Annotated in this window: 9 protein-coding genes; 6 read left to right on the top strand and 3 right to left on the bottom strand. The window is 62.9% G+C overall.

What is annotated here, in order from left to right:
• Window positions 1-15: 15 nt before the first annotated feature.
• Window positions 16-1041 (bottom strand): LacI family DNA-binding transcriptional regulator, encoded by a 1026-nt coding sequence (locus FFS37_RS15835; RefSeq protein ID WP_137931890.1) that lies wholly within the window; start codon window positions 1039-1041, stop codon window positions 16-18.
• 295 nt (window positions 1042-1336) lie between these two features.
• Between FFS37_RS15835 and FFS37_RS15830 the strand changes: the two genes are divergently transcribed.
• The 5 genes from FFS37_RS15830 to FFS37_RS15810 all read left to right on the top strand — a co-directional run bounded on the left by FFS37_RS15830 (window position 1337) and on the right by FFS37_RS15810 (window position 6326).
• Window positions 1337-2371 carry a Gfo/Idh/MocA family protein gene (locus tag FFS37_RS15830; RefSeq protein WP_137931889.1) on the top strand — a complete coding sequence of 345 codons (1035 nt, stop codon included), beginning with the start codon at window positions 1337-1339 and terminating at the stop codon, window positions 2369-2371.
• On the top strand, window positions 2371-3276 hold the full coding sequence (locus FFS37_RS15825; protein WP_210240463.1) for a sugar phosphate isomerase/epimerase family protein: 906 nt from the start codon (window positions 2371-2373) through the stop codon (window positions 3274-3276). Before FFS37_RS15830 ends, FFS37_RS15825 begins: the two co-directional genes overlap by 1 nt.
• Window positions 3277-3407: 131 nt before the next feature.
• Complete coding sequence (locus FFS37_RS15820; protein WP_137931887.1) at window positions 3408-4415, top strand: substrate-binding domain-containing protein; 1008 nt, start codon at window positions 3408-3410, stop codon at window positions 4413-4415.
• Between the two features lie 88 nt (window positions 4416-4503).
• Window positions 4504-5301: an ATP-binding cassette domain-containing protein gene (locus tag FFS37_RS15815; RefSeq protein ID WP_137931886.1), complete on the top strand. Its 798-nt coding sequence runs from the start codon at window positions 4504-4506 to the stop codon at window positions 5299-5301.
• Window positions 5298-6326, top strand: a complete 1029-nt coding sequence (locus tag FFS37_RS15810) for an ABC transporter permease (RefSeq protein ID WP_137931885.1) — start codon at window positions 5298-5300, stop codon at window positions 6324-6326. The genes FFS37_RS15815 and FFS37_RS15810 overlap by 4 nt, the downstream gene beginning before the upstream one ends.
• 7 nt (window positions 6327-6333) lie before the next feature.
• On the opposite strand, the gene FFS37_RS15805 is transcribed toward FFS37_RS15810, so the two are convergent.
• A complete protein-coding gene (locus FFS37_RS15805; RefSeq protein ID WP_137931884.1) occupies window positions 6334-7725 on the bottom strand; it encodes a hypothetical protein in 1392 nt (463 codons plus the stop codon).
• Between the two features lie 13 nt (window positions 7726-7738).
• Entirely contained in the window at window positions 7739-10429 is a 2691-nt protein-coding gene (locus FFS37_RS15800) for an ATP-dependent helicase (RefSeq protein ID WP_137931883.1), read from the bottom strand.
• Window positions 10430-10687: 258 nt separating this feature from the next.
• Between FFS37_RS15800 and FFS37_RS15795 the strand changes: the two genes are divergently transcribed.
• Complete coding sequence (locus FFS37_RS15795; protein ID WP_137931882.1) at window positions 10688-13006, top strand: glucose/quinate/shikimate family membrane-bound PQQ-dependent dehydrogenase; 2319 nt, start codon at window positions 10688-10690, stop codon at window positions 13004-13006.
• Window positions 13007-13013: the final 7 nt, after the last annotated feature.

Below are 13013 nucleotides of genomic sequence, written 5' to 3'. Positions count from 1 at the left end.
TCGCCGGCTCCTCCGTCAATCGCTATCGCGTGCGATCAGTTCTAGCGGCCAGACCTCGCGGATGATTCGCGGACCTTCCGGGCCGGCAAAGGCGGGAAGCGAGGCCAGAAGCATTTCGGCCAGCCGCCTCCCCATCGGCTCCAATGCCGGGCGGAAGGCGGTCAGCGCCGGCGAGAAATAGCGGCAGAGCGGCGTGTCGACGATGACCGTCACCGCAATGTCCTGGCCGGGCCGGATGCCCATCTCGGCCAGTGCCTTGCAGCCGCCGAGCGCCATGGCATCGTTGTTGAAGATGATGGCGGTGGGCTTGTTCTTTGCAAGCATCACGCGCGGCGTCACCTGGTAGCCGCCGGCCTCGTTGATGAAGCCGTCGGCGATCAGCGCCGGATCGACCTCGATGCCGTGCCGCTTCAGCGCCTTGCGGTAGCCGTCGAGGAACAGATAGCCGAAGTTGAGGTTGAGGGAAGGGCGGATGGCGGCGATGCGGCGATGGCCGCGCGCCACCAGCCGGTCGACGGCGTCGGCGCCTGCCTTTTCGAAATCGAGATCGAGCGAGGGATAGGCTTTGCCGCCGGTGCGGCTGCGGCCGAGCGTGGCGAAGGGGAAGCCCACCTCTGTCAGATAATCGATGCGTTCGTCCTCGCGCCGCGTCCAGGCCAGCAGCACGGCATCGGCGCGGCGGGTCTCGACGACACGGCGCAGACGCTCCTGCTGATAGTCGCCCGGCGCGCCCATCACCACGGTCAGGTCGAGCCCGCTTTCGGCAAGCCGGCCCTGCAGTCCGATCAGGAAAGGAATGAAGAACGGCTCGCCATATTGCTGGTCGCCCGGATGCGGCTGCAGCATGAAGGCGATCGAATGGGTGGCGCCTTGCCTGAGGCTTCGGCCGGACTGGTTGGGCGAATAGTTCAGCTCTTTGGCGGCGTCGAGCACGCGCTGGCGGGTGTCGGCATTGACGTCGGCGCGGCCGTTCAACGCCCGCGACACGGTGCCGATCGAGATGTTCAGGTGACGCGCAAGGTCGTGGATGCTGGACGCCAAAGGATAGTCTCCCCCTGCCTTGGCCGGAGCAATTCCAGGAAAAGTGCGAAGCGGTTTTCCGTCCGGAATTGCGTCAAAACAAAGAGTTAGAGCAGTTCGCCGTTTCTTGAACGGTGACCTGCTCTAGCACCGGCTGTCGCTCAGGCCAAGGCTTCGGAAACGTTTTCTGCCGGCCGCCGATTGACATTCTACGCTATCGGGTGTGTTCTCGTAAACGTTTACGGAAAAACGTTTACGGTGAAGCCGTGAATGCCGTGACATCCGGTCGGGAGGGGCCGGACGGGAGGAATGCCGGATGATGAATGTCGTCCTCGTCGGCTGTGGAGCGATGAGCAGGCACTGGCTCGATGCCGTGAGGCAGATCGACGGGCTCGCCATCGTCGGCCTTGTCGATCTCGACGCCGAGCGGGCGCAGGCGAGGGCGCGCGAATACGACCTTTCCGGCGCCGTCATCGGCACCAGCCTCGACGCTGTGCTGGACCAGACGAGGCCCGAGGCGGTGTTCGATGTCGTCGTCCCCGCCGCCCGGCGCGGGGTCGCGCTCTCGGCCTTTGCCCATAATTGCCATCTCCTGACCGAAAAGCCGCTGGCCGACAGTCCTGAAAACGCCCGCGCCATTGTCGAGGCGGCGCGCCAGGCAGGGCGCGTCCATGCCGTGGTGCAGAATCGCCGCTACGTCACCAATGTCAGGCGCATCCGGCGCTTTCTCGACTCCGGCGCCATTGGTGCCGCGACCAGTATCCATGCCGACTTCTTCGTCGCGCCGCATTTCGGCGGCTTTCGCGAGGAGATGGCGCATGTGCTGCTGCTCGACATGGCGATCCACACCTTCGACGCAGCCCGCTACATGGCCGCCGGCGAGCCGGCGAGTGTCTATTGCCAGGAATGGGAGCCGGCCAATTCCTGGTACCGGCAGGGGTCTTCGGCCAGCGCCGTAATCGATTTCGGTGGCGGCAAGGTCTTCACCTATGCCGGCTCCTGGTGCGCCGACGGTTTCCGCACCAGCTGGGAAGGCAGCTGGCGCATCGTTGCCGAGCGCGGCAGCCTTATCTGGGACGGCCACGACCTCTTGAAGGCCGAAGTGGTGGTGCCGGGCCGCGACGGGATCTTCGACAAGACCCAGCCGATCGAGGTGCCGCCGCTCGACCCCGCCGACCGCGTCGGCGGCCATCTCGGCATCATCAGGGATTTCATGCACGCCATCGAGACCGGCACCGAGCCGGAAACGCGCGGCGCCGACAACATCAAGAGCCTGGCCATGGTTTTTAGCGCCATCGAAAGCGCCGAGATCGGCCGGCGCGTCGCCATATCTGCACAGGAAGAACGATAATGCCGAACCCGCTTCTCGACATCCGGATCGGCACCATGGTGCGGGCCAACCTCGACGACCCGGCGGCTTACATCAAACAGATCCTGCCGCTTGGCTTCGAGAGCATCCAGCCCTTCTTCTGGCAGACGCTGGGCGACAAGGATCTGCCGCGTCTCGCCGGCCAGATCCGCGAAGCGATCGGCGATGCCGATGTCGTCGTGTCTTCGCTTGGCGTGTTCGGCAATCCGCTGGAGAGCGGCGAGGTCGATCGCGGCGTGCTCGCGGCCTGGGAAACGGTGATCGACAATGCGCATCTGTTCGGCACCTCGATGGTCAGCGGCTTCACCGGGCGCCTACGCGGCAAGGCGTTGACCGACAGCCTGCCGCGTTTTCGCGCGGTGTGGGGGCCGCTGGCCAGGCGCGCCGCCGACAAGGGTGTGCGCATCGCCTTCGAGAATTGCGCCATGGACGGCAACTGGGCTTCCGGCGACTGGAACATCGCCCACAATCCGGATGCGTGGGAGCTGATGTTCAACGAATTGCCCGACGAGAATCTCGGGCTCGAATGGGAACCCTGCCATCAACTCGTCTATCTGATCGATCCGCTGCCGCAGATCCGCAAATGGGCGCCACGCATCTTCCATGTTCATGGCAAGGACGCGACGGTGCGCTGGGATGTCATTCGCGAGCACGGCGTGTTCGGCCGGCTGCCTTTCGTGCAGATGCGCACGCCCGGCTTCGGCGACAGCGACTGGACGCGGGTGATCAGCGAATTGCGGCTGGCCGGCTATCGCGGCGCCATCGACATCGAGGGCTGGCACGACCCGGTCTATCGCGACGACCTCGAGATCACGGGGCAGGCGCGGGCGCTGGACTATCTCAAGCAATGCCGGGGAGGCGCCAGCTACCTGCCGAATCCGAGGTGAGGCCAAATCCGAGGTGAAGCCGAATTTGATCTGAGAATTGTCCGGCGGGAGGAGCCGGCCCGAAAAATGCCAGTGCCAGCAAATCGTCAAAAGCCCTCGGCTGACGAGGGATAAAATGGGAGGACAAGTGCATGAGCATCGCGATCAGAACGACACTTCTGCGCACGACCGTCGTGGCCGCCACCACGGCGCTTTGCGCCGCCGTCTCAACCTTGCCGGCAAGGGCGCTCGACGCGCAATGGTGCAAAGATGTCCATATCCGCTTCTTCGTCGGCGGTGCCGAGGGCGACGCTTTCGGCACCATCGTCTATAACGGCGCCAAGCAGGCAGCGGCCGATCTCGGGCCCAAGGTCGACTACATCTTCTCGGGCTGGGATGTCGAAAAGATGGTGCAGCAATTGCGCGAGGCGGTCGCGGTCAAGCCTGGCGGCATCGCCATGATGGGCCATCCCGGCGACGACGCGATCATGCCGCTGGCCGAGCAGGCGCATAAGGACGGCATCAAGATGATGTACCAGAACGTGCCGGTGCCGAAGGTGACGGCGGCGTTCGGCGGCGGCTATGTCGGCGCCCAGCAGGAGCAGCAGGGCCGGGCGCTCGGCGCCGAGGCGTTCAAGCTTGCCGGGCTGAAATCCGGCGACAAGGCGATCATGATCGGCCCCTTCGACAATGAAAGCCGGGGCGCCCGCGAGCGCGGAACCGTCGCGGCCTTGAAAGAGGCGGGCGTCGATGTCGTTCAAATCAATTCTCCGCCCGAATGGGCAGCCGATCCGAACCTCGCCATCCCGGTGATCACTGCGGCCCTGCTCAACAATCCCGGCGTCAAGGCGGTCGGCTATCCCGGCGGGCAACTGCTCGGCAATGTGCCGACATACATGCAGGCGGCGGGACGGAAAGCCGGTGACATTTTCAATTTCGGCTTCGACACCAGCCCGCAGATCGTCGAGGGCTTCAAGGGCGGCTGGGTGCAACTGACGGCCGACCAGCAGCCGTTCCTGCAGGGCTATCTGCCGATCCTCAGCCTCTGCCAGCAGGTTGTGCTGGGGCTGGCGCCGATGAATGTCGACACTGGCGCCGGCTTCGTCACGCCGCAGAACTATGAGATCGTCTCGGAGCTCGCCAAGCAGGCGCTGCGCTGACCTCCCAAGACCGCCGGCCGGGCCAGGCCCCGGCCGGCGGGGCCGCCGGCTAAGAGGCGGGCATGCGACAATGAAAAGCGAGGATCCGATGACTGAACGCATCATCGAACTGCGCGACATCAAGAAGTCCTACGGCCAGGTCTACGCGCTGGGCGGCGTCAATCTCCGTGTCGACCGGGGCGAGGTCGTCGGCCTGATCGGCGACAACGGCGCCGGCAAGTCGACGCTGATCAAGATCCTGTCCGGCGTCGTCAGGCCGACCAGCGGCGAGATCCTCGTGCGCGACAGACCGGTGAGCGGCTGGAGCGCCGCGCGCTCGCGCGAGGCCGGCATCGAGACGGTGTTCCAGGACAGGGCGCTGGCGGTGCAGCAGACCATCGTGCGCAACATCTTCATGGGCCGCGAACTGACCGGCTTCATGGGCTGGCTGAAGGTCAACAAGGAGATCGAGGAGGCAAGCCGGCTGATGCGCGAAATCGGCTTCACCTCGAAAGTGTTCACGCCGCATTCGATCGTCGGCCAGCTGTCGGGCGGCGAACGCCAGGGCGTGGCGATCGCGCGCGCTATCTACAAGCAGGCCGAGCTGATCATCCTCGACGAGCCGACGACGGCGCTGTCGCTGACCGAGACGGCAAAAGTCTTCCATTTCGTGCGCCAGGTGCGGGCGAGCGGGCGGTCGATCCTGTTCATCGGCCACAACATTCACCACGTCTTCGACATTGCCGACCGCTTCGTGGTGCTCGACCGCGGCAAGGTGGCGCTGACCGCCGACCGCGGCGAGGTCAAGTCGGCGGAAGAGCTGATCAATTTCATGGAGGACGTCGCGCATCCCGGCGGATTGCCGGGACTGCACGAGACCGGCGAAACGGGGCAGCGCGTGCGATGAGCAAGACCATGGAACCCGATCTCGAAAGCCCTATCCCGGGGAAAGAATGGCGCCATCCATCCGACAACTGGCTGCGCGGCTTCGTCCTCGACAACCGCGCCTCGCTCGGCACGCTCGCCGTGTTCATCGTCATGATGGCGGTGTTCCTGGCAGCCAACCCGACCGTGTTCACCACCTGGTATCTCTACAGTTCCGTGCTGACGACGCTGCCGGTGGCGCTGTTCGTGGTCGTGCCGCTGGTCTTCGTCGTCACCTGCGGCGAGATCGACCTGTCGTTTCCGGCGACGATGGGGTTTGCCTCCTGGGTGTTTTCCCTGGTGGTGCAGGCCGGCTACGATCCCTTCCTCGGCATTGCCGCCGCTCTGGTCACCGGCACCCTGCTTGGCTTCCTCGTCGGATCACTGGTCGTCTATGGCGGGCTGTCGTCGCTGATCGCCACGCTCGGCATGAATTTCCTGTTGCGCGGGCTGATCCAGATCATCAACGAGGGCAAGTCGATGGCGCTGACCAGTCTCAGCGACAGCTGGGCCTACAAGATCTTCTCCAGCCAGGTCTATGGCGTGCCGGTGCAGATCTTCTGGGCCATCGCCTTCGTCGTGCTGTCGGCGATGCTCTACAACAGGCACCGCTTCGGCGCGCAGGTGAAGGTGGTCGGCGACAATCCCGACAGCGCCCAGCAGATGGGCATCGACGTCAAGCGGGTGCGGGTGAAAGTGTTCGTCTTCACCGGCATAGGGGCGGCCATCGCCGGCACGTTCTCGGTGATGATCAACTTCACCTGGTGGCCGACGGCGGGCGACGGCTATCTCCTGCCGGTGCTGGCCTCGGTGTTCGTCGGCGGCACCCCGACCTGGGGCGGCATCGGCACGGTTGCCGGCGGAGCGATCGGCGCGGTCACCGTGTCGTTCATCCAGACCGGCGTGGTGGCGGCAGGCCTGAGCGGCTTCTACGTGCAGTTCTTCAACGGGCTGATCATCATCCTGTCGCTGCTCGGGCACAAATGGAACCAGGCGAGGTATCGGTGAGGAGTTATTACAAAGTCATCTTCGTGCTCGCGGATATAAGCACGTTCTTCGAAACAAATTGGATCAACTCTATATAATAATACAGAAGATCTGCTTCCTTTGAAAATGGAAGTAGTATATTCCTTTCGTCTTCGTTGAATTCGTTTTTCGTATGTACAATCTTGCATCTGATGTCATATATCAGATCCGACACTTCATTTCTTAAGTCTGCATCTTTATTGGCCAATGTGAGCCTGTGCGATGTTAGGCTAGGCTGCTTCGATGAAAAGAAATCTCTTTTTTCTTCGGTTTCGCAAACGAAATCTCGTAGCGAATCAGGGTCGAGGCACTCCTGTAAAGTCGCTCGCAACTGCCCTCTTTCATCGCCAAATGATCCGCTTCTTGTCATCTTTATCGTAGAAAGTAACTTTCCAATGTCTGCATCTCTGTCGGCCCTAAATGTAGGATTCTTTAGAACGACAGATAATCTTCGTGCGGCCTCCCTTTGTGAATATGTTGGAAAATAGTACTCTAGAATCTGGTAAAATGCCAGGAATTGCAAAAGTGGCATGCCTCGTGCACTTCTGGCATACCAATATAAAGACATTGGAGCGCTATCATATTCATGATAGGGAAAGCTGAAGGGTTGCGGTTTCGTAGATGAATTCGGTCGTCGAGTAGGAAATGGTCGAGGCCTCTCTTTTTCAAGAGAGATTGGTATTGAGTAAGATAGGTCGATCTCAAAAAAGAAGGAATTTGCAACCCTCTCAAGTAAATCCAGAGCCTTGTCGTGCGTTTTGACGCCGGTGTTGATCAGCTTTAGACTTAGTCTGCGATCTCGGCCGGGCGCGCGGTTCATAACTCTGAAATTTTCAGATATTGGTCCAAAAGACAGCGTAATTCCATTGTCGCTATCCGCAAATATCTCCTTTACGCTGCCGGTCTGCGCCGCCTCGGAAAAGTAGTCAACGTCAAATAAACGCCTGTATAACCCTGCCACTCCAACGGGGTGCAGGTTTTTTACGAGAGCCTCGATTGTTCCTAGTTCGTAGGAGCAAATCGCAGCGTAATTTCCAACGTACGTATATTTCTCAAATTCTACACTAAGTATTCTTTTAATGGAATCTAAAGTAGAGAATGATTTCTTCCTCTTTTCGCGACCGTTTGGGAACGAAACCAGTACATATCTCTCTCCGTCTAAGGCTTCTTCTATGTATGTTTTTAATTCTGCGGTGATGTTTGCTTTCTGGCATCTTTGAATGAGGGCTTGTCTTGCGCTCTCTATCTCTTCAGAGCTATTTGATTCGACGATCAAATCCTCTTCCAGATACGTATCGTCAACGACCTCCAAATTGTTATCTACCGTACCACTTGGCAAAGGTTCTTCGTTCTCCTGTTCATTCTTCCCCGATGCGATCATACTTTTTCTTTCCTCACACCGCCGCGACAAACCCGTCCAGCACGCGTTTCTGGCCGGCCTTGTCGAAGTCGATGGTCAGCTTGTTGCCTTCGATGGCCGAAATGTTGCCGTTGCCGAATTTCTGGTGGAAGACGCGGTCGCCGACGCTGAAGGCGGACGGCTTGTCGGCGACGGATTTGGCGACCAGTTCGCCGTCGATGGTACGGCCTTTCACGCTCGTGCGGCCGGCGCCGTAGCCGCTGTCGGTTTCGCCATAGCCGATGCGCTCGACCTGATGGCCGGACCGCGTGCCCCAGTTGCGGTCGGTCGCCTCGGTGCGGTTGGCCTGTGCGCGCTGCCAGCCCGGCGTCGAATAGCTGTTGGAGAACGAACCGGATTTTTCGGCGCCGACATTGTCGAAGCGCGAGGCGCCGTAGGGGTTTTGTCTGCCCGCCCCCTGGCCGCCACGGCCGGACGCGAAGGAGCCGCCGCCATAGGGATTGCCGTAGCCGCCATAGGAGTTGCCGGCCTCGGCGATCTCGATATGGCTTTCCGGCAGCTCTTCCAGGAAACGCGACGGGATCGTCGATTGCCAGAGCCCGTGGATGAGGCGGTTGGAGACGAACCAGATATGCAGGTTCTTCTTGGCCCGCGTCAGGCCGACATAGGCAAGGCGGCGCTCTTCCTCCAGGCCTGAGCGGCCGCCTTCATCGAGTGCGCGCTGGTGGGGAAACAGGCCTTCCTCCCAGCCGGGCAGGAAGACGGTGTCGAATTCCAGGCCCTTGGCCGAATGCAGCGTCATGATCGAGACGGCATCGAGCCCGGCATTCTGCTCGGCGTCCATGACCAGTGCTACATGTTCGAGGAAGGAGCGCAGCGATTCGTACTCCTCCATGGAACGGACCAGTTCCTTGAGGTTTTCGAGCCGGCCGGGCGCTTCCGCCGAGCGGTCGTTCTTCCACATGTCGGTGTAGCCGCTCTCCTCCAGAATGGTCTCGGCGAGTTCGGTGTGCGGCGTGGTTTCCAACGCCTTGCGCCAGCGCTCGAAATTGGCCGCGACCTCGCGCAGCGCCGCGCGCGGTTTGGGCTTCAACTCGTCGCTTTCGGCGAGCGTCGCGGCCGCCTCCAGCATGGGGACACGCAAGCCACGCGCCGTGTCGTGGATCTGGCGGATGGTGGCTTCGCCGAGCCCGCGCTTGGGCACGTTGACGATGCGCTCGAAGGCGAGATCGTCGCCGCTGTTGGCGACGACGCGGAAGAAGGCCAGCGCGTCGCGGATTTCCATGCGCTCATAGAAGCGCGGGCCGCCGATGACGCGGTAGTTGAGGCCAAGCGTGATGAAGCGGTCCTCGAAGGCGCGCATCTGGAAGGACGCGCGGACGAGGATCGCCATGTCGTTGAGCTTGTGCCGGTTTCCCTGCCTGTCGGGGCGTTGGTAGGCCTCGATGGTCTCGCCGATGGCGCGGGCTTCCTCCTCGGAATCCCAGGCGGCGTGGACGTTGACCTTGCCGTCTTCGGGATCGTTGCGGTCGGTGAACAGCGTCTTGCCGAAACGGCCCTCATTGTGGGCGATGAGATGGGAAGCAGCACCAAGGATATGCGCGGTGGAACGGTAGTTGCGCTCCAGCCTGATGATGGTGGCGCCCGGGAAATCCTTGTCGAAGCGCAGGATGTTGTCGACCTCGGCGCCGCGCCAGCCATAGATGGACTGGTCGTCATCGCCGACGCAGCAGATGTTTACGGTGGCGCGGGTTTCGGTCGATCGCGCCTTACCCTCCCCTTGATGGGGAGGGTCGTCGCGAAGCGACGGGGGGGGGTGACTGGCGCCGGCGCTGCCACCCCCACCCGCGCCGCTTCGCGGCGCGACCTCCCCCATCGAGGGGGAGGTAGATCTTTGCGCCAAAAGCCGCAGCCACATGTATTGCGCGGTGTTGGTGTCCTGGTACTCGTCGACGAGGATGTATTTGAAGCGCCGGTGATAGTCCTTCAGCACATCCGGATTGGCGCGCAGGATGCGGATCGGGTGATAGAGCAGATCGCCGAAGTCGCAGGCGTTCAGCGTCTGCAGGCGCTCCTGATAGGCCTTGTAGAGTTCGCGGCCCTTGCCGTTGGCGAAGCTGCGCGCGTCGCCCTCGGCGATGTCGGCAGGACCCTGGCCCTTGTTCTTCCAGCCATCGATCATCTGTGCGAACTGCTTGGCCGGCCAGCGCTTGTCGTCCAGGCCCTCGGCCTGGATGAGCTGCTTGATCAGCCTGATGACATCGTCGGTGTCGAGGATGGTGAAATCCGACTTCAAACCGGCCAGCTCGGCGTGGCGCCGCAACAGCTTCACGCCGATCGAGTGGAAGGTGCCGAGCCAGGGCATGCCCTCGACATTCTCGTCGCCGATCAGGTGGCCGATGCGCTGCTTCATCTCGCGCGCGGCCTTGTTGGTGAAGGTGACGGCGAGAATTTCGCGGGGGTAGGCCCTGCCGGTGGCAAGGATATGGGCGATGCGGGTGGTGAGCACACGCGTCTTGCCGGTGCCGGCGCCGGCCAGCACGAGAACCGGGCCTTCGGTGGTTTCCACCGCCAGGCGCTGTTCGGGATTGAGCCCTTTCAGATAATCGGGCGCATGGTTCTGGCCGCCGCGGGCAGCCATGGCGCGCGCGGCAATGCCCGACGGGGCCGCGGGCCGCGCATTGGGTTCATCGAAAAAGGGCATGTCTTCCGAAAAGCCGGACATTTCCCCCGAATGTAGTGATTCGGCGGCGAAAGGCCAGACGTGTCTACGTTTTGTTCCGGTAAAGTGCTGGATACGGTCACTCTGGGCCCGTGCGGCCAGCCTTGCGAACAACCGCAGGCGGAACGAGGTTGTCGAAACAGGCCCATGGCCTATGCTTGACAGGCAAGGCGGGCAGGGGAAAGTTGTGTTTCGGGCAGGACGCAATGCCGGGTTGCCCATGGCCGCGCCGCCGAGCGCAACAGTCGAAGGAGTATCATCTTGGCTGTCACCATCACCTCCCTCGTTCTCTTTCTCCTCGGCCTGGCGCTCGGCGCGGGCGGCATCTGGTTGGCCTCGCTGGGCGGCAGTTGGTACTACATCATCGCCGGTCTCGCCTTCGTCATCACAGCGTGGCTGCTCTACCGGCGCCGCTCCACATCACTTTGGCTCTACGCCGCGATCGTGCTCGGCACGCTGGCCTGGGCGGTGTGGGAAACCGGCTTCGACTGGTGGGAACTCGGCCCGCGCGGCGGCATCATCGTGCTGGTGGCGCTGTGGCTGCTGACGCCCTGGGCGCGGCGCGGCCTGGCGGGCCCCGACGGGCGCGCGCCGCTGATCCTGGCGGTGCTGGCATCGCTGGCGGTGGCCGGCTATTCGATGACGACGGACCCGAAGGATATCGCCGGCGCGCTCGACACCGACAAGGTGATCCCGAACGCCAATCTCGGCGGCGATGTGCCGGCGGGCGAATGGCACTTCTATGGCCGCACCCAGTTCGGCCAGCGCTATTCGCCGCTCGACCAGATCACGCCGGATAATGTGGCCGGCCTCAAACCTGCCTGGACCTATCGCACCGGCGACGTGAAGGGGCCGGACGATATCGGCGAAACCACCTATCAGGTCACGCCGCTGAAGGTCGGCGACACGCTCTACATCTGCACGCCGCATAATTTCGCCATCGCCATCGATGCCGCGACCGGCAAGGAGAGGTGGCGCTACGATCCCAAGATCAAGCTGGACAAGGACCGTCAGCACCAGACCTGCCGCGGCGTGTCTTACTATGCCGATGCTTCCGGCGCCGCCGGCCAGCCCTGCGCGACCCGCGTCTACCTGCCGACGTCAGACGCGCGGCTGATCGCGCTCGACGCCGCCAACGGCCAGGTCTGTCCCGCCTTCGCCGAAGGCGGCACGCTCAATCTTCTGACCGGGATGCCTTACCCGAAATCGGGCTACTATTATTCGACCTCGGCGCCGCTGATCGCGGGCGGCAAGATCATCGTCGGCGGGGCGGTCAACGACAATTATTCGACGCAGGAACCGTCCGGCGTCATCCGCGCCTATGATGCCCCTACCGGCAAGCTGGTCTGGAACTGGGATTCCGGCAATCCGGACCAGACCACGCCGCTGCCTGCCGGCCAGACCTATACAGCCAACTCGCCCAACATGTGGTCGACGCCGAGCGCGGACGAGAAGCTCGGCCTGCTCTATGTGCCGCTCGGCAACCAGACGCCGGACCAGCTTGGGGCAGGGCGCAGCGCCAATGTCGAGAAATTCTCCTCCTCGATCACCGCGCTCGACCTCAACACCGGGCAGTTGAAATGGGTGCGCCAGACCGTGCACCACGACCTGTGGGACATGGACGTGCCGGCGCAGCCGAGCCTGATCGACATCACCAAGGCCGACGGCACAATCGTGCCGGCGCTGGTCGGGCCGACCAAGCAGGGCGACCTCTATGTGCTCGACCGCCGCACCGGCGAGCCGGTGATCGCGGTCAAGGAGGTGCCGGCGCCGGGCGGCGCCATCGAAGGCGATCATACTTCGCCGACGCAACCTTCGTCCGATCTCTCCTTCAACCCCAAGCCGCTGACCGATGCCGACATGTGGGGCATCACCATGTTCGACCAGCTGGCCTGCCGCATCGCCTTCCACAAACTGCGCTATGAGGGCCGCTACACGCCGCCTTCGGTGCAAGGATCGCTGATCTATCCCGGCAATTTCGGCGTCTTCAACTGGGGCGGCGTCGCGGTCGACCCGGTGCGGCAGGTGATGTTCGGCATGCCGACCTATCTCGCCTTCACATCGAGGCTCGTTCCTCGCGCGGACGTGCCGGCGCCAGGCGACAACACCAAGGGCAGCGAGCAGGGGCTGAACCGCAATGAAGGCGCGCCCTATGCGGTAGCGATGGGGCCGTTCCTGTCGCCGCTCGGCATTCCCTGCCAGGCGCCGCCCTGGGGCTATGTCGCGGGCGTCGATCTCAGGACCGGCACGATCGCCTACAAGCACCGCAACGGCACCATCTACGACATGACGCCGCTGCCCCTGCCGCTGAAGGTCGGCGTGCCCGGCATTGGCGGGCCGATGATCACCGCCGGCGGTGTGGCGTTCCTCGGTGCGGCTGTCGACAACTACCTGCGCGCCTATGACCTGACATCGGGCAAGCAGCTCTGGCAGGCGCGGCTGCCGGCCGGCGGCCAATCGACGCCGATGACCTATACGGTCGCCGACGGTCGCCAGTTCGTCGTCATCGTCGCCGGCGGCCACGGCTCGGTCGGCACCAAGCCGGGGGACTATGTGATGGCCTACGCGCTGCCGAAGTAGGGGGTGG

The sequence above is a fragment of the Mesorhizobium comanense genome (genome assembly GCF_005503535.1).
Classification (GTDB): domain Bacteria; phylum Pseudomonadota; class Alphaproteobacteria; order Rhizobiales; family Rhizobiaceae; genus Mesorhizobium; species Mesorhizobium comanense.
The sequence above is the reverse complement of the archived record's forward strand: the minus strand, read 5'-3'. Positions and strand labels throughout refer to the sequence as shown.